The following is a 17,195-nucleotide window of genomic DNA, read 5'->3' on the forward strand; positions in this document are numbered from 1 at the left end:
CCGGCGGGTCAGGCCGGCCGGCTCACTTGATCGGCGAACTTGCCCGCAGACGAAGCAGCCGCTGCAGCTCCAACGCCAGATCCGTCAGTCGCTCGGGAACGGTTTCGTTCTGGATTGCGCGCAGCTGCCGATCAAGTGCCGCGTCCAACTCGTCCGTCTGCCGCGGCTCGATTGTCTGTTTCTCTATCATCTTCCGCCCTCGCCCGATCTTTCGACCGAGGTCTCCTATCACCGCTGCCTCCGCTTCGCACGGACAGAGTCGATCTGCCGGAGGAATCCGCCGATTTTAGGGCGGCGATCCGCGCAGGACCAGCCGGCCGCCGAGACCGGGCCCAGAGCGCCCCGGGGGAACGGGCCGCCCCCCGGGACCTGCAATGCCGTCGGCGCAAGGGCAGCCGCGGTTTGGCAGCCCGCGCCCGCTACGTCATGCCGCCGCAGCGTTCAGCTGATCCTTCGCCAGATCGTTGAGCTTGTCGTCGGCGGCCTTTTCTTCGGAAAGCGTCTTTTTCAGAACGTCCGCACTGTTACTCTCGCCCAGCTGCTTGGCCCAGCAGATCAGCGACCCGTAGCGCGAGATCTCGTAGTGCTCGACCGCCTGTGCGGCGGCGGCCAGCGCCGCGTCCGTCACCTCGGAGGTGCCGACGTCGCCGGAAAGCTCTTCCGCTTCCTCGATGATGCCGTCGATGGCCGGGCAGTCGACGCCCTTCGCCTCGGTGCCGATCAGGTCGAATACCTTCTCCAGCCGCGCGACATGCTCGTGGGTTTCCTCGAGGTGGGACCGGAACGCCTCGCGCAGGGGTTCCGCGCTGACCTTGTCGATCATCTTCGGCAGCGCCTTCTCGATCTGCTTCTCCGCGTAGTAGATGTCGCGCAGCGTGTGGACGAAAAGCGCGTTGAGATCGGTGATCTCACCATTTTGCAGTGCCATGTCCAGTCTCCTTGAAAGCGTTGATGTGCGATGCGCACAACCCCGCAAACAACGCAGCCTGTCAGAGGTTCCAGCCGCTCCCGGGAATATTCCGGCGGCCGCGACCGCACCCCGTCCCGGACCGGGGAACCGCGCTGACAGGCCGGCGCGGGAACTTCGCCAGACGCTGGCGGCTCCAGGTTTCGATGCCGGCATTGCGCCGGCGCCCGCCGCCAGTGCTTTGCCGATGGCGGGCACGGGGCATCGGCAAAACGAGCAGGGACATCGACCGCGGTGAGATCGGAATGGCCAGCGACGCAGCCGAAGCGCGGCAAGAGCGTGGAGCGCGGGCGCGACGGCGCCCGATACCGGGGGCGCGGCTGATGGCCCGTAGGGTTCCCGAGCTGGTCTATTATCCGGACGATCGCCCCGGTATCGCGCGGCGCCGCCGTGGCAAGGGCTTCAGTTATTATTCTCCGACCGGCGTTCTGATCCGGGACCCGCAGGAACGGGCAAGGATCGCCTCGATCGCCGTTCCGCCGGCATATGAATCGGTCTGGATCACGCCGAAGCCGCTCGGGCATCTGCAGGCCACCGGGCGCGACGCCCGCGGGCGCAAGCAGTACCGCTACCACGAGGCGTGGCAGGCGATGCGCGCACAGCGCAAGTACGACGGACTTGCAAGCTTCGGTCGCAACCTGCCCCGGCTGCGCGCCCGCATCACGGCCGGGCTGCAGGCCGACGGCGGATCGCGCGAGCTGGCGCTGGCGGCGGTGCTGGCCCTGTTGGACCGGGCGGCGATCCGTATCGGCAGCGCCGCCTATGCGCGCGAGAACAGGAGCTTCGGTGCGACCACGCTGCTGGGCAAGCACGCGCGCTTCGACGGCAACGGTGTGGAACTGGATTTTCCCGGCAAGGGCGGGCAGCCTGTCGTCTGCCGCCTGCACGGCTCGCGCCTGCAGGCGGCGCTGCACAAGGTCCAGGATCTGCCTGGCGCCGGACTGATCTCGTGGCAGGCAGAGGACGGCGCCTGCCATGCGGTCCGGTCCGAGGAAGTGAATGCAGCCCTTGAGGAGATCTGCGGCGACGGCGTCACCGCCAAGACCTTCCGCACGTGGAACGGCACCTACGCCGCTTTCCTCGCGGCGATGGCGGCGGGGGAAATCGGCATCGCCGAGCTTGCCGAAGCCGCGTCCGAGCGCCTGGGAAACACGCCCACCGTCGCGCGGAACAGCTATATCCATCCCGCCGTGATCGCGCTCGCCGACATGTCCGCGGGCGATCGCGTGACGCGCCTCGACCGGTTGAGACCGGTGGAACTGAGCGGGCTGCGCGCGCACGAGGGACGGCTGATCGCCTTTCTCGAACGCGGCGGCGGCCGTTGATCAGCCGCCGATCGGGAAATTCAGTTTCAGCACGACGCCCTCTGGCGGAAAGTCGATGTCGATATCGCCGTCCATCTGGAACTTCGTCTGCCCTTCCATCAGGATGAATCCGAAGCCCTTGTCGACCGGCGCGCGCACCTCGGGCCCGCCGGTTTCGGTCCACGCAAGATGCACCTGGCCGTCCTCGACCGACCAGACGATGTCGACGCGGCCCTTTTCGTTCGACAGCGCCCCGTACTTCGCGGCGTTCGTCGTCATCTCGTGGACCACCATGCCAAGCGACAATGCCTGCTGCGGCGCCAGCGTGACATCGGGGCCGCGTGCGTGGACCCGCTGCGCGCCGTAGATCTCGGCCTGTGTTCGGATCAGGGCGTCGATCGACACCTGCGTCCAGTCCGACCGGGCAAGAAGCGAATAGGCCAGATCCATGCCGTGCAGGCGTTTGATCAACGTGTCCGAGAATTCCTCGGGGCTGCTGGTCATCCGGCGGGTGTTGTTGACGATGCTGATGACCACGGAAAGCATGTTCTTGACCCGGTGGTTCAGCTCCGAGATCAGGACCTGCTGCTGCTCTTCCGCCCACGCAAGACTGGAGATGTCGACGATGGTGACGACGACGCCGCCGACGCCTTCGTCGCGGGTCCGGTAGGGCATCAGCCGTACCAGACAGTGCCGGCCGTCGCCGTCGGGTGACAGGCGGTGCTCCTGCCGCTGGCCGGAGGTGAACACCTGCCGGACCTGCTCTTCCAGATCCGGAAACTGCAGCGCGCCGGAAAGGTCCGTCAGCGGCCTGCCGATATCCGCCTCGCGCATGTTGAAGAACCGGGCCGCGGCCGGGGTGAAATTGCGGATCACCAGATCCCGGTCGAGGAACACCACCGCGATCTCGGTCGCCGCGTAAAGGTTCGTGAGATCCGTGTTCGCGCGGTCCAGTTCGTCCACGCTGGTGGCCAGCTCGGCGTTGATCGTCGTCAGCTCCTCGTTGAGCGACTGCATCTCCTCCTTCGAGGCCTCGAGTTCCTCATTGCTCGATTGCGCCTCCTCGTTCACCGAAACCAGTTCCTCGTTCGAGGCCTTCAGTTCCTCGATCGCGGTCTCGTACTCCTCGATCGTCGATTGCAGCCGGTCGCGAAGACCGTGCAGTTCTTCCGTCTCGGCTGCGCTGGCGTCCCGGGAGGCGGCGTCGGGATCGCGCGCCGGGTCCGGCTCCGGCGGCCGTCCCTGCCCCAGCGGCGTGAACAGCACCAGATACAGCGCCTCGCTGCCGCCGTGGCCGGACAGCGGCTCGACGGTCAGATCGACCAGGCCGGCGGCGTCGCCTTCGCGCTCGAACATCGGCACCTGCCGCCTTGCCGGCAGCCCGGTCTCCAACGCCTGGCGCAGCCCGGCCCTCAGGTCCGCGCGAAGTTCGCGCCGCGCCAGGTCGAACAGTTTCCGGTGCGGCGCGCCGCGGGGCATGGTCAGATAGCGCCCGGTGTTCGACGAGAAGAAGACGATTTCCTCGTCCTGGGCGACCACGACATGGGCCGGGGAATGCCGCTCCAGCACCTGCGCCTCGATCCGCTGGCGCAGCCGCAGCCCGGCGCGGTCGAGCCGTTCCCGGCCCGCGGGCTGCACGCCGGAGCGGTCCTCGGCGCGGTTGATCGCGATCGGCAGCCGCCTGAGCCGGCCGCCGTGATCCCGACTCTGGAAGATGCGGTGCTTCTTGTCGACGGGGGCGAACAGATCGTCGTGCCGGCTGACCCCTTCGGAGGTGCCCAGGAACAGGAAACCGCCGGGCCTGAGCGCATAGTGGAAGGTCGGGATCACCTGGTTCTGCAGCGTGCCGCCAAGATAGATCAGCAGGTTCCGGCACGAGACCAGATCGATGCGCGAGAACGGCGGGTCGGATATCACGCTGTGCGGCGCGAACACGCACAGGTCGCGGATCTCCTTGCGGACCACATAGCTGCCGCCCTCGCGGCGGAAGAAACGCTCCAGCCTCTCGGGCGCGACGTTTCTCAGCAACGCCTCGGGGTAACGTCCGGCGCGCGCCACCGCGAGCACTTCCTCGTCGATGTCGGTGGCGAAGATCTGCACGTTCGGCGCCGGGTCCGGCCCGTCCATCCGTTCGCGCAGCAGGATGGCCAGCGAATACACCTCTTCTCCGGTGGCGCAGCCCGGCACCCAGACGCGGATCGTGTCGCCGGCGCCGCGGCTCTCGAAAAGCCGGGGCAGCACGCTGGTGTCGAGCGCCTGGAACGCCTCGCAGTCGCGGAAGAAATCGGTGACGCTGATCAGCATGTCGCGGAACAGCGCCAGCACCTCGGCGGGTTCCTCGCGAAGTTTCTGGACATAGGCGTCGAGCGTACCGGCCTGCACCACCTTCATCCGCCGGGCGACGCGCCGCATGAAGGTCCGCCGCTTGTAGCCGGAAAAGTCGTGGCCCGATTGGCTGTGCAGCAGCCGCGAGATCGTTGCCTGGGCAAGCTCCTCGATCTCATCCGCCTGCCGGTCGCCGGCGCCGTCGGCAAGCGCGACCAGCGGATCGGCGCCGCGCTGGATCTGCAGCAGCCGCTCGGCCATGTGCTCGACCGGCTCGGCAAAGTCGATGAACCCGCTTGCCAGGGCGCTTTCCGGCATCTGCGGGTTGCGCGGCCCGGATCCGTCGCGCACCTGCGCCATGGTGATGCCACCGCGCGCCTTGATCGCCTTCACCCCGAGCGTGCCGTCCGAGTCGCCGCCCGACAACACGATCCCCACGGCATGTTCGCGCTGATCCTCGGCCAGCGAGGCGAAGAACACGTCGATCGGCTTGCGTTCACGTTGCATCGGATCGTCATCGCTCAGGCACAGCCGCCCGCCGCTGATCGTCAGCACCTTGCCTTCCGGCATCACGTAGACATGGTCCGCCCGCACCTGCGCACCGTCTTCGGCCGCACGGACCGGGATGGGCGCGAGCCGGCCGATGATCTCGTGCAACTGGCTTCTGCGGTCCGGGCTCAGGTGCGTGACGATGACGAACGCCATCCCGCTGTCGCCGGGCAGCGCGTGGAAAAAGCCTTCCAGTGCCGGGATGCCTCCAGCCGATGCGCCAATGCCAACGACGAGGCGATTCTGCGATGTCATTCGCGGAGCATACGCGCGTCAACATGGCTCAACAATTGGTTGTTTCGGGACCCGAGGCGATGCCTGCGTGCGGCGCGTTCGCGGCAGGTGCCGGCTGCCTGCGCGGCGGTGCCGGCCGTCGTTCGGCGGCAGTGCTGGGGCCCGACAGTGCCGCCGGAAATCCCGGCGCCCCGGCGGTCGGCGAAGATCGGCCGTAGTTGGTCCCGCGCACAAGCCTTCACTTTCGCCTGCGGGAACTTCCGCGGACGCAGCACGTTACATGCACATGCATTGCAGACCCGTGAACAAGCTCACCGATATTCGGGGGCACCGCCTTCTGATCGCCGAGGATGACTTCATCCTCGCCAGTGATCTTGCGGAGTTCTTCTCGGAAGCCGGCGCCAGGATCGTGGGACCGTTCCCGACGCTCGAACGGGCGCTGGCCCACGCCGCATATGCGGACGCGGCCGTGCTGGACGTGAATCTTCGCGGGCGGAAGGTCTTCCCGCTGGCGGACCTGTTCACGCGGATCGACGTTCCGTTCGTGTTCTACACCGGCTACGGTTGCGAGAACCTTCCGGACCGGTTCCAGATCGCCGAAAAGCTGTCCAAGCCGCTTCCGGCGTCGCTCTACGTCGCGGCCGATGGCGGCGAAGTCTACCAGCACCTGCCGAACTTGCGCCTGGCGGCGCGCCTGCTGCGTCACGGCGTCGAGGCCGCCGACCGACTGGTCGAACGGACGCTCGAGGCCGCGATCGCGCGGCACGCGGAACGGCCGCGGCGGGTCTCGGCCCCGGTCTGGCTGATCGGCCTGATGATGCAGATCGCGCACGAAGAAGACGGTTCGCGAGCGCGCTGCTAGCGGTCTGCCGCATCTCCGGTCATTTTCCTGTCAGACTGACCACACTGTCGATCGCCGGTTGCGGCGACCACTGTCCGGCGCGTGTTTCCCGCACCTGGGAACCCGACGGGATCAGGCTGGCAGCGGCTCCGAACGTGCCGCGCCCGCATCACCGCCAGCAAGGAATGTGCCAAACCCGGTCGCCACAGCGCGGCAATCCGCGCGGGGCCGACCCACCGGCCAGAATCGCGGATCGATCGGCAGCGTCTTCGCACCCGCGGCGCGTCGACATCAGCTGCCGTTGCGGTCGATCAGCTTGTTGAACCGGCTTGTACCGCCCGACTCGGTCTTGTCCTGGTACAGGAACGCCAGCTTGCGCTGGTCGAAGATGCGGAAGAATTCCTCCCATTCGATCGGCTCAAGCCGTTCTTCCGGTTCGCCGAAATCGATCCGCAGGATGCCACCGGGGTCGGTGCCTTCGACGCGGGCGGGCTTGCCGCCGCGTTCTTCGGCCCAGGAGCGGATCGTGTCGTGATCGGTCGTGCTCTGCGATGTGGTCATCGCCGTTCTCCTTTGACAACCTGTAAGGGCGCACCCGAGGGCCCGCGTTCAGGACCTCAACGGCAGGACCGCTGCGCTGGTTCCGGGGCGCAGGCGCCCCCCTCCGACGTCAGGCGTGGTGACAGGACACGCGGCGCCCGGGCGCGACGCTGCGCAACTCGGGCGCCGTATCGGCGCACAGCCCGGTCGCGCGCGGGCAGCGGTCGCGGAACGGGCAGCCGGCCTGGCGGCGCAGCCGGCTCGGCGGCTCGCTCACCTCGACCGCCCCGGTGATCCGCATCGACGGGTCGGGACGCGGAATCGCCGAGATCAGCAGCTCGGTGTAGGGGTGCCGCGGCGCGACGAACAGCTCGCGGGCGGGGCCGATCTCGACCACCTCGCCCATGTAGAGCACGGCGACCCGGTCCGAGATCTTGGCAACCACGCCCAGGTCGTGGCTGATGAACATCAGCGTCAATCCCAGGCGCTGTTTCAGCTCGGCCAGCAGGTTGAGCACCTGCGCCTGGATCGAGACGTCCAGCGCCGAGACCGGCTCGTCGGCGATCACCACGTCCGGCTCCGGCAGGATCGCGCGGGCGATGCCGACGCGCTGCCGCTGCCCGCCGGACAGCTCGTGCGGATAATTCCGCGCGAAGTCCGCGCCCAGGCCCACCCGCTCCAGCGCCTCGGCGATCTTCTCGGCCCGCTCTCGGCGGCTTTTGAAGATGCGGTGCAGATCGCCGGCTTCGGCCACCGAATCGCCCACCGAGCGGCGCGGGTTGAGCGAGGCATACGGATCCTGAAACACCATGCGGATCCGGGTGCGGACGGCGGTCAACTCCCGCCGGGACCGCCGTAGCAGATCCTGCCCCTCGTAGCCGACGCTGCCGCCATCGGCGCCCGAAAGCCCGAGCAGCACGCGCGCCAGCGTGGACTTGCCGCAGCCGGATTCGCCGACGATGCCCAGCGTCTCGCCCCGGCGCACGTCCAGCGAGATGCCGTTGACCGCGTGCACCGGGTGAACCGCGCCGCCGCGCCGGACCCGGAAGACCTTGCGCAGGTCCCGGATGTCGAGAACGAGATCGTGGTCGGGGCTCATGCGGTCGCCCGAACTCATGCGCTTGCCGCCGCCGTCAGCGGGAAGTGGCACCGCGCCGAATGCCCCTCGCCGCCGTGCACGAGCGGCAGGGCGCCGGACCGGCAGCGCGATGCGGCGCGCACGCAGCGGGGCGCGAACGGGCAGCCGTCGGGCACGGCGCCGGCGCGCGGCGCGGCGCCCGGGATCGTCGCCAGCAGCGGATCGTCCGATTCTGGATCCGGCAGGCAGGCCATCAGTCCCGCGGTATAGGGATGCAGCGGCGCGCGGAACAACGGGCCGACGTCGGCGCGCTCGACCAGCATGCCGGCGTACATCACCGCCACCCGCTCGGCCATCTGCGCGACCACGCCCAGATCGTGCGTGATGAACAGCACGCCCACCCCCAGCCGGTCGCACAGGTCGCGGATCAGCCCGAGCACCTGGCGCTGCACCGTCACGTCCAGCGCCGTCGTCGGCTCGTCGGCAATCAGGATCTGCGGGCGGCAGGCCAGCGCGATCGCGATCATCACCCGCTGCCGCATGCCACCCGACAACTCGTGCGGATAGGCCGAAAGCTGGTGCGCGGCGTCGGGGATGCGGACCATGTCCAGCAGTTCCTTCGCGCGGTCCGCGGGCACGGCGTCCGGGTCGTGCACGCGGACCGCCTCGCCGATCTGCTCGCCGATGCGCAGCACGGGGTTGAGCGAGGTCATCGGCTCCTGGAACACCATTGCCACCTTGCCGCAGTTCCGGCGCACGCGCTGGTGCGGCGCCAGATGCGTGATCTCGGTGCCGCCAAGCGACACGGTGCCGCCGGTGATCGCCAGCGCCGGCGGCAGCAGCCCCATCAGCGCCAGCGAGGTCATGCTCTTGCCCGAACCGGACTCGCCCACCAGGGCAAGGATCTCTCCCGGTTCGATCCCGAACGACACGCCGCGCAGGATCTGGGGGCCGTTCCGCAGCGACACGACGAGGTTGTCGACGTTCAGCATTGCGGCCTCACCTGCGCATCATTTCGCGGAACCGCGGGTCCATCCGGTCCCGCAGCGCATCGCCGACGAGGTTCAGCGAGAACGCCGTCAGCACGATCATCAGCCCCGGCCAGAGCAGCAGCCACGAGGCGCGGGTGATGTAGATCCGCGATTCCGCCAGCATGTTGCCCCAGGACGGGATCTCCGGCGGTGCGCCCAGCCCCAGGAAGTCCAGCGACGCCGCGCCAAGCTGCGCGAAGGCGAACACGAAGCTGGCCTGGACCAGCAGCGGCGAGATCATGTTGGGCAGTATGTGCCGGGTGACGATCCACCAGGTGCCGGCGCCCGCGCTGCGCGCCGCCTCGACGTACGGCTCGGCCTTCAGGCGCAACGCGACGCCGTAGACGATGCGCGCGGTCGTCGTCAGGTAGATCAGGCCGATCGCCAGGATCGCGTTGAACACGCCCTGCCCCAGGATCACGATCAGGCCCAGCGCCAGCAGCAGTGACGGGAACGACATCAGCACGTCGACCATCCGCATCAGCACCACGCCCAGCGCCGGGAACAGCGCCGAGAGCACGCCGATCGGCACGCCGGTCGCCAGCGCGAACAGGACCACGCCGACGCCGATCAGCAGCGCCAGGCGGGCGCCGTAGACGATGCGGCTGAAGGTGTCCCGGCCGAAGTGATCGGTGCCCAGGAGGTGACCCGGACCGGGAGGCTGCAGACGGTTGACCGGGTCGATCAGGTCCGGCGGGTAGGGCGCGATCCACGGCGAGGCTGCGGCGAAGATCACGATCGTCAGCAGGAACAGCACGCCGACCGCGGTCATCGGCCGCGAGACGGCGGGGCGCGTCCAGGTGAGCAGCAACTGTCTCATTCCAGTTCCACCCTCGGATCGAGGAAGCGGTAGGACAGGTCCACCAGCAGGTTGATGATCAGGTAGAGGCACACGATGACCAGGATCACCCCCTGGATCACCGGGTAGTCGCGCCGCAGGATCGACTGCACCACGGTGCGGCCGATACCGGGCAGCGCGAACACCGTCTCGGTGACGACCGCCTCGGAGATCAGCGCGGCGAAGGTGAAGCCGAAGGCCGAAACCACCGCCAGCAGCGCGTTGCGCAGGATGTGGCGCAGCACCACGCGGTACGGCGGTATGCCCTTCGCCCGTGCCGTGCGCACGTAGTCCTCGCGCGCGACATCCAGCATCGAGGCGCGCGTCAGGCGCAGGATCAGCGCGGCATTCGGCGCGGCCAGCGCGAGACTGGGCAGGATCAGGTACCGCAGGTTGTAAAGGCCGCCGTCGTCGAACACCGACGGAAACCCCGAGCTTGGAAACCAGCCGAGGCCGGCGGCGAAGATCAGGATCAGGTACAGCCCGACCCAGAATGTCGGCACCGACGCCAGCAGCATCGCAAGCCCCGAAAGCCCCTGGTCGATCCAGGTCCCCTGGCGGATCGCGGCGAGGATGCCCACCGGCACCCCGAAAGCCACGATCCAGAACATCGTGATCACCGCCAGCAGGATCGAGGTTTCCGCGCCTTCCGCGATCACCTGGGTCACCGGCGTCTCGAAGAAGATCGACTGTCCCAGGTCGCCCTGTAGGGCACTGCCGGCCCAGATCAGGTACTGGAACACCAGCGGCTCGTCGAGGCCGAGACGGTTGCGCAACCGGGCCACCTGCTCGGGCGTGGCGCCGTCACCCAGCATCACGTAGACCGGATCGCCCGGGATCAGGTGGATGAAGGCGAAGATGACGATGGACGCGGCGATCAGGGTTGCGATCGCCGCGCCGGTCCTTCTCAGAACGTATCGTCCCACCTGTCCGGACCTATTTCGAGGCGCCCCAGAAGTACGGGAATGCCGGGGCCTGCTCCCATTGCGTCGTCAGCTGTGGCGAGGCGATGTCGAAGGAGTAGAGGTTGCCGACCTTGATCACCGGAAGCTGCTCGTAGATCAGCGCCTGCAGCTTCTCCCAGGTCGCCTGCCGCGCCGCGAGATCCGAGGTGCCGGTGAACTCCGCCACCAGGTCGCGCTTCTCGTCGGTCTGCCACCAGCCGGGATAGCTGTCGTTCATCACCGTCAGCAGCACCGGGTCCGGTACCGTGCCGTGGTGGGTCATGAACATGTCCCATTCGGCCGGCTGGCCCCGCAGCGTCAGCAGCGTCGCCCAGTCGACGACGACCATCTGCACGTTGATGCCGGCGTCGGCCAGCTGCCGGGTGAAAACGCTGGCGTCGTCGAAATGCGCCTTGTAGTTGGTCGACACCAGCAGCTTGATCGGGGTGCCGTCATAGCCGGCTTCCTCGGCCAGGGTCTTGGCCTTCGCCGGGTCGCCCTGGCTGTAGGCCTCGGTGCCCGCCTTGGTGTGCCAGATGTTGCCCTCGGCGAAGAACGCGCCGGTCGCCTCGTACAGCTCCGGCTCGCCGACCGAGACCTGCAGCGCCTGCTCGTTGTCCAGCGCGGCCATGATCGCCTGCCGCAGCTTGATGTTTTCGGCAAGCGGCCCTTCCTCGGAGTTCATGAACATCAGCCCGAAGATCGGCGCGGCGCTGATCTTGACCTGGATCGAGTCGTCGTCCCTGACCATCCCGTACAGGTCGCCCGATATGTATTCGGCATAGTCGTAGTCGCCGGCCTGCACCCCGCTAACGCGGGTGCCGACGTCCGGCACGGGAATGAAGCGAAGCGCCTCGAAGTTGGCGACGCGCTTGCCCGCGGCGCCGTCGCTTTCGGCCTCGTTCGGCGTGAAGTCGTCGAACCGGACCAGTTCCACGTGGCGGTTCGGACGCAGCTCGCCGAACTTGTAGGGCCCGGTGCCGATGTAGTTCTCTGCCGCGATCGGCTCGCCCCCGGCTTCCGAGACGATCTCGGCCGGATAGATCACCGGCCCGCCGTTGACGAACGCCAGGATGCTCTTCCACGCACCGTTCACCGCCGACAGGGTGAGCGTCACCTCCAGCTCGCCCGTCGCCTCGGCGCTTTCCAGGCCCAGCAGCTTGCCGCGCGAGCCATACTCGGCCCATCGGGTCAGCGAGGCGGCGACGTCCTCGGCCGTCATCGTGTCGCCGTCGTGGAAAAGCACGCCCTCGCGCAGGTTGAGCGTGATGGTCTTGCCGTCCTCGGAAATTTCCTCGCCGGTCACCAGGTAGGGCTGCGGCGCATTCGACGCATCGAACGCGTACAGCGTCTCGAACATGTGCTGCGAGATGGTCGAGGCCAGGGTGGCGGTGCCCATCTGCGAGTCCAGGCTCGGCGGCTCGCCGATCGTCGCGTAGCGCAGCGTCTGCGCCGACAGTGGCGTGGCCATCAACGCCAGGACCGCGGCGCCACTCAGGAATTTCGTCAGCTTCATCGCACTTCCTCCCTTTGTTCTGCTTGCGTCAGCGGCAGGTCTGGCCGCCGTCGATGACCAGGCTGGCGCCCGTCATGACCCGCGCCGCGTCGGACGCGAAATAGACCGTCTGCGCTGCCGCCGCTGACGACGGCGCGCTGTCCGGATAGGTCTGGGCAACAGCTCATGCCGTTCCCCCGAGGCGCGCGGCGAGCGCAATGATGGCCGGCGGCGGCGTCATGCCGCGCGCCATTCCCCGCCGACGGCGATGCCCACTGGCGACAGCCGGCGGTCGAACGGCACCAGATCGCCGCGCACGTCCTCAAGTTCGATCGGACCCCCGGCCTCGCGAAACACGCTCACATCGCCTGCCGCCCCGGCCCGCAGGTGGCCGAACTCGGTCAGGCCCAGCGCGCGCGCCGGTGCCGCGCTGGCCGCCTCGACCACCTCGGGCAGCGACCAGCCCAGCGCGAGGAACTTCGTCATCACGTGCAGGTTGTCGTACACCGGGCCGTCGATGTTCAGCGCGTGCACGTCCGAAGAGATGACGTCGGGCCGGAACCCCTTCGCCAGCATCGCCCGCGCCGATTTCCACGAGAATGAACCCTTGCCGTGGGCGATGTCGAACAGCACGCCGCGCTCGCGCGCCGCAAGGATCTCGGGGCGGATCTGGCCCTGCCCGTCCACCGGCGCGTTTGGAAACGGCCGGAAACAGTGCGTCAGCACGTCGCCCGGGCGCAGCCGCGCGACGACCTCGGCGTAGCTGGGCGGCGGCTCGTCGATGTGGACCATCAGCGGCAGGCCGGTTTCCGCGGCGACGTCCATCGCCACGTCCAGCGGTGCGATCCCCGACGGCCCGCTTGCATTGGCGCCGACCCGGACCTTGATGCCGACGACGGTATCGGCGTGCTCCAGCGCCACCTCCGCGGCGTCGCGCGCCGCCATCAGCCGCATGTCGTGGCTTTCGCCGACCATGATCCGCGAGGAGAAGGCGTAGATCCCCGCAAAGCTGACGTGCAGATAGGCAAGCACGCGCGGGAACGCCGGCGCGATGACATGGCGCGCGAACCCGCGGTAGTTCCCCGGCCCGGCGCTGCCGGCGTCGACCAGCAGCGTGCTCGCCGACTTCAGCGCGTATGCGCCGGGATCCACGCCGAGCGAGGTGCCGCCCCAGTAGACATGGGTATGAAGGTCGATCAGGCCCGGGGTGACGATCGCCCCCGACACGTCGACAGTCTCGGCGCCGGCCGGCACGTCCGCATCCAGCCCGGCGATCCGGCCGCCGGCGATCACGACATCCGCGATCCGGTCGACGTTCTCGGCCGGATCGATCACGCGTCCGCCGCGCAGGACCAGATCACCGCCCATCGCCGCACCTCTCCGACGCTTGCGCCGACCGCCGCCCGGCCCTGCGATCCGACCCGGCGTTGCTGCCCTGAGCACCCTTGACCGACATCCCGATGACTGCGCCCCCGTCGCTTTCCCGGCAGAGAATCCTGCGGCCACTCCACTGTGTAAATTCATTACATAGCTGTCAAGGAAAGCATTTCATTCCATTTTTTTGGCGCTCTTTCAGGTGGTTATGCCAATTTGATCCGTGTGATTATCCTACTTCCTTGACGCCAGCGGTGCGCTCGGCGACCATTGCGCGAAACTCAGGAGCCAGCATGAGCGCCCCAGCAACAGACCCCGAAGCCGCGAACGTGCGCCCGCCGGACGCGGCACGGCGCGACCGGATCTTCGATGTCCTGGGGCGCATCAAGGACCAGCTCGGCTCGCTGAGCCCGGCCGAACGAAAGGTCGGCGCCACCGTGCTGGCCGACGTTCCCCGCGCCGCCGAGGAAAGCATCGCCAAGCTGGCGCGACGGGCCGAGGTCAGCGAGCCGACGGTCACCCGCTTCTGCCGGGCGATCGGGTGCAAGGGGCTCAGGGAATTCAAGCTGAAGCTGGCCCAAAGCCTTGTCGTCGGAGAGATCTACCTGAACGCCGAGGCCGAGCCGAGTCCGCCGGACGCCGATATTCCGGGGTACTGGAAACCGGTGCTGGGCGACGCGCACGGCGCCCTGCGCGAGGTGGAGCGGCAGATTTCCCCGGCCGCGATCCGGACCGCGGCGCAGGCGATCGCCGGCGCCCGGCAGGTGGTCACCTTCGGTCTGGGCGGCAGCGCCGCGATCCTGGCCGAGGAGGCCCGGTTCCGGCTGTTTCGCTACGGCGTCAACGTCTCGTGCTGCCCCGAGGCCTATTTCATGCGCATGAAGGCCGCCACGCTCGGCCCCGAGGACGTGGTGATCGCGTTTTCGGGCTCGGGCCGGACAGTGGAACTGATCGAGGCGGTCGGCCTGTCGCGGGATTACGGCGCGACCACGATCGCCGTTACGGCCACGGCGACGCCGCTTGCCGAGGCGGTCGATCATCCGCTGACCGTCTCGGTCGCCGAGACCCGCGACACGCTCACGCCGACCTCGGTCCGATATGCCTATCTCGCGGTCACCGACCTGCTGTCCGCGGCGACCGGATACGCGCTGGGGCCGAAGGCCAGGGAAAGCCTGCGCCGGATCAAGTACACCGCCCTCCGGCACCGCGCCGGCGACGTGCTCGAGCCGCTGGGGGATTGAAGCGATCCCGCCCGCAGGTGACCGCGAGGTCACCCCGCTGCAGGCACGCGAGAATTTGCAGTGCGCGTCGCCCGCCGGCGCAGGAAGGACCAGACGAATGAGCATCCCCGACATCGCGACCTTCTTCCGGATCGACCCCGTCGAGGAAGGGCAGCTGGAGACCCCGGTTCCGGTGATCGACCTCGACGTGGTGGCGCGGAACGTCCTGCGCTGGCAGGAGCGCTGCGATGCCTTGGGACTGGCCAACCGGCCGCACATCAAGACCCACAAGCTGGTCGGCCTGGCGCGGTTTCAGCTTGCCGCCGGCGCGCAGGGGATCACCGTCCAGAAGCTGGGCGAGGCCGAGGTGATGGCCGCCGGCGGCATCACCGACCTGCTGATGACGTTCAACATCGTCGGGGCGCCCAAGCTCCGGCGGCTGGCTGCGCTGGCGCGGCGCACGGCGATCTCGGTCGTGGCCGACAACACCGCGGTCGTCGACGGGCTGGCGCGCGCCGGCCGTGACGCGGGCCGCGAGATCGGCGTGCTTGTCGAGTGCGACACCGGCGCGGCCCGCAACGGCGTGCAGTCCCCGGAAGCCGCGGCCGAGCTTGCCGGGCTGATCGAAGCCACAGACGGCGTGCGCTACGGCGGGCTGATGACCTACCCCGCAGCGGGGATGCGAACCACCGCCGCCGCCTTCCTTGCCCAGGCGCGCGACCGGATCGCCGCCTCGGGCATCGGGACGAACGTGATCAGCACCGGCGGATCGCCGGAAATGTGGAACGACGAGGGCCTGGAGGTGGCGACGGAGTACCGGGCCGGAACCTACATCTACAACGACCGCGCGCTGGTTGCAGCCGGGGCCTGCACCCTGGCGGACTGCGCCTTGACGGTTCATGCGACGATCGTCAGCGTGCCGACGCCGGATCGTGCGATCATCGATGCCGGATCGAAGGCGTTGACCAGCGATCTGGTCGGTCAGGACGATTTCGGCAGTCTTCCGGATCTGGCGGACGCCCGCGTCTACAAGGTCAACGAGGAGCATGGCCACGTCGACATCTCCGTCATGGCCGACCGGCCGGCGGTGGGCGACGTGGTGCGCGTCCTTCCCAACCATGCCTGTCCGGTCAGCAATCTCTACGACCGTGTCGCCCTGGCGCGGAGCGGCAGACTGCTCGGCCTGACCCGCGTCGATGCGCGCGGCCTGGTCTGGTAGGCGCGGACCGATGCGACAGCATGCGGACGGCGCCGGCCTGCGCGGATGCCCGACCATCATCAACGCCGCGGGGCCGCTCACCCGGCTGGCCGGCGCGCCGCTGGCCGAAGGCGTTCTGGAGGCGATGACCGCGGCCGAGGCCGCATCTTTCGACATGTTCGAGCTTCAGGCCCATGCCTCCCGCGCCATCGCCGGCGCGACCGGGGCCGAGGCGGGTGTCGTGACCTGCGGCGCGGCCGCAGGGCTGCTGCTCGCCACCGCCGCCTGCCTGGCGCGACTTGACATCGGCCGCATGGACGCGCTGCCGGACACGGATGGCCCGGACCAGGTCATCGTGGCGAGGGGCCAGCGCAACGGCTATGACCACGCCTGTCGCGCCGCCGGCGCCCGCCTCGTCGAGGTCGGACTGGCGGAAGCACTGGCCGGCGCCGGCATTCGTGACGCCGAACCGTGGGAATATCAGGCCGCCGTCGGGCCGCGCAGCGCCGCGATCCTCTACGTCGCGGGCGGCCGCGCGCGACCACCGCTGGCCGAGGTGGCGGCGGTCGCGCGCGCGAACGACCTGCCGCTGATCGTCGACGCCGCCGCCGAACTGCCGCCCGCCGCGAACCTTCGCCGCTTCGTGGCGGAAGGGGCCGATCTGGTGGTCTTTTCCGGCGGCAAGGTGCTCGGCGGCCCGGCCGGAACCGGGATCCTGTGCGGCCGGCGCGAGCTGATCGCGTCCGCGGCGCTGCAGTTCCTGGACATGGACATGGAATGGTCCGCCTGGCACCCGCCGGCGGACTTGATCGACAAGGCGCGGCTTGCGGGGCTGCCCCGCCAGGGGATCGGCCGGTCCTGCAAACCGGGCAAGCACGAGATTTTCGGGCTGCTGGCCGCACTCGACCGGTTCGTCGCCGAGGGGGATGCCGCGCGGCATGCGCGGTGGCTTGCCACCTGTCGGCAATTGGCGGCAGGACTGATCTGTCCGCATGGCGTCGAGACGGCGGTCGAGGGCGCCGAGGCGGTCGATCGCGTTCCGGTTCTCGTGCTGCGCTGCGCGACCGACGCCGCCGCGAGCGAGCTTCGCGCCCGGCTGGCGGCCGGCGCGATCCCGGTCCACACCCGGCACGATCCGTTCCGGCCGGAGGTCGTGACCGTCAACCCGATCTGCCTGCGCCCGGCGGACATCCCGCCCCTGATCGCGGCGCTTTCGCGGCGATAGCGCGCGATGCGCACCTTTGGCGATCGCGAGCG

Annotated in this window: 15 protein-coding genes; 5 read left to right on the forward strand and 10 right to left on the reverse strand. The window is 68.8% G+C overall.

Features of this window, described 5'->3' with window-relative positions; all coding sequences use genetic code 11:
• Window positions 1-22 precede the first annotated feature (22 nt).
• Together GE300_RS06250 and GE300_RS06255 are read right to left on the reverse strand one after the other, a co-directional pair.
• On the reverse strand, window positions 23-190 hold the full coding sequence (locus tag GE300_RS06250; protein WP_154445701.1) for a hypothetical protein: 168 nt from the start codon (window positions 188-190) through the stop codon (window positions 23-25).
• A 234-nt stretch (window positions 191-424) separates the two neighbouring features.
• Window positions 425-928 (reverse strand): YciE/YciF ferroxidase family protein, encoded by a 504-nt coding sequence (locus GE300_RS06255; RefSeq protein WP_154445702.1) that lies wholly within the window; start codon window positions 926-928, stop codon window positions 425-427.
• A gap of 185 nt (window positions 929-1,113) precedes the next feature.
• Here GE300_RS06255 and GE300_RS06260 point away from each other — a divergent pair, with 185 nt between their 5' ends.
• The gene (locus tag GE300_RS06260) at window positions 1,114-2,292 is read left to right on the forward strand and encodes a DNA topoisomerase IB (RefSeq protein WP_233416815.1); all 1,179 of its coding nucleotides are present in this window, start codon (window positions 1,114-1,116) and stop codon (window positions 2,290-2,292) included.
• Here the strand turns inward: GE300_RS06260 and GE300_RS06265 are convergent, their stop codons facing one another.
• On the reverse strand, window positions 2,293-5,400 hold the full coding sequence (locus GE300_RS06265; protein ID WP_154445703.1) for a CheR family methyltransferase: 3,108 nt from the start codon (window positions 5,398-5,400) through the stop codon (window positions 2,293-2,295).
• 280 nt (window positions 5,401-5,680) lie between these two features.
• Between GE300_RS06265 and GE300_RS22875 the strand changes: the two genes are divergently transcribed.
• Complete coding sequence (locus tag GE300_RS22875; protein WP_233416816.1) at window positions 5,681-6,241, forward strand: response regulator; 561 nt, start codon at window positions 5,681-5,683, stop codon at window positions 6,239-6,241.
• A gap of 270 nt (window positions 6,242-6,511) precedes the next feature.
• Here GE300_RS22875 and GE300_RS06275 read toward each other — a convergent pair whose 3' ends face one another.
• The 7 genes from GE300_RS06275 to GE300_RS06305 all read right to left on the reverse strand — a co-directional run bounded on the left by GE300_RS06275 (window position 6,512) and on the right by GE300_RS06305 (window position 13,514).
• Complete coding sequence (locus tag GE300_RS06275; RefSeq protein WP_154445704.1) at window positions 6,512-6,781, reverse strand: hypothetical protein; 270 nt, start codon at window positions 6,779-6,781, stop codon at window positions 6,512-6,514.
• A 109-nt stretch (window positions 6,782-6,890) separates the two neighbouring features.
• Complete coding sequence (locus GE300_RS06280; RefSeq protein WP_325063129.1) at window positions 6,891-7,910, reverse strand: ABC transporter ATP-binding protein; 1,020 nt, start codon at window positions 7,908-7,910, stop codon at window positions 6,891-6,893.
• On the reverse strand, window positions 7,874-8,830 hold the full coding sequence (locus GE300_RS06285) for an ABC transporter ATP-binding protein (RefSeq protein WP_154445705.1): 957 nt from the start codon (window positions 8,828-8,830) through the stop codon (window positions 7,874-7,876). The genes GE300_RS06280 and GE300_RS06285 overlap by 37 nt, the downstream gene beginning before the upstream one ends.
• Before the next feature lie 7 nt (window positions 8,831-8,837).
• On the reverse strand, window positions 8,838-9,689 hold the full coding sequence (locus GE300_RS06290; RefSeq protein ID WP_154445706.1) for an ABC transporter permease: 852 nt from the start codon (window positions 9,687-9,689) through the stop codon (window positions 8,838-8,840).
• On the reverse strand, window positions 9,686-10,633 hold the full coding sequence (locus tag GE300_RS06295; protein WP_325063130.1) for an ABC transporter permease: 948 nt from the start codon (window positions 10,631-10,633) through the stop codon (window positions 9,686-9,688). Before GE300_RS06295 ends, GE300_RS06290 begins: the two co-directional genes overlap by 4 nt.
• A 10-nt stretch (window positions 10,634-10,643) precedes the next feature.
• The gene (locus tag GE300_RS06300; RefSeq protein ID WP_154445707.1) at window positions 10,644-12,167 is read right to left on the reverse strand and encodes an ABC transporter substrate-binding protein; all 1,524 of its coding nucleotides are present in this window, start codon (window positions 12,165-12,167) and stop codon (window positions 10,644-10,646) included.
• Between the two features lie 216 nt (window positions 12,168-12,383).
• Window positions 12,384-13,514, reverse strand: coding sequence for an amidohydrolase/deacetylase family metallohydrolase (locus tag GE300_RS06305; RefSeq protein ID WP_154445708.1), 1,131 nt, complete (start codon window positions 13,512-13,514; stop codon window positions 12,384-12,386).
• Window positions 13,515-13,813: 299 nt separating this feature from the next.
• Here GE300_RS06305 and GE300_RS06310 point away from each other — a divergent pair, with 299 nt between their 5' ends.
• The 3 genes from GE300_RS06310 (at window position 13,814) to GE300_RS06320 (ending at window position 17,163) form a co-directional block, all read left to right on the forward strand.
• Window positions 13,814-14,761, forward strand: a complete 948-nt coding sequence (locus tag GE300_RS06310; RefSeq protein ID WP_233416817.1) for a MurR/RpiR family transcriptional regulator — start codon at window positions 13,814-13,816, stop codon at window positions 14,759-14,761.
• Window positions 14,762-14,858: 97 nt separating this feature from the next.
• Complete coding sequence (locus GE300_RS06315; protein WP_154445710.1) at window positions 14,859-15,959, forward strand: alanine racemase; 1,101 nt, start codon at window positions 14,859-14,861, stop codon at window positions 15,957-15,959.
• Window positions 15,960-15,969: 10 nt separating this feature from the next.
• Window positions 15,970-17,163 (forward strand): aminotransferase class V-fold PLP-dependent enzyme, encoded by a 1,194-nt coding sequence (locus GE300_RS06320; RefSeq protein ID WP_154445711.1) that lies wholly within the window; start codon window positions 15,970-15,972, stop codon window positions 17,161-17,163.
• Window positions 17,164-17,195: the final 32 nt, after the last annotated feature.

It is taken from the genome of Halovulum marinum, assembly GCF_009697225.1.
Classification (GTDB): Bacteria; Pseudomonadota; Alphaproteobacteria; order Rhodobacterales; family Rhodobacteraceae; genus Halovulum; species Halovulum marinum.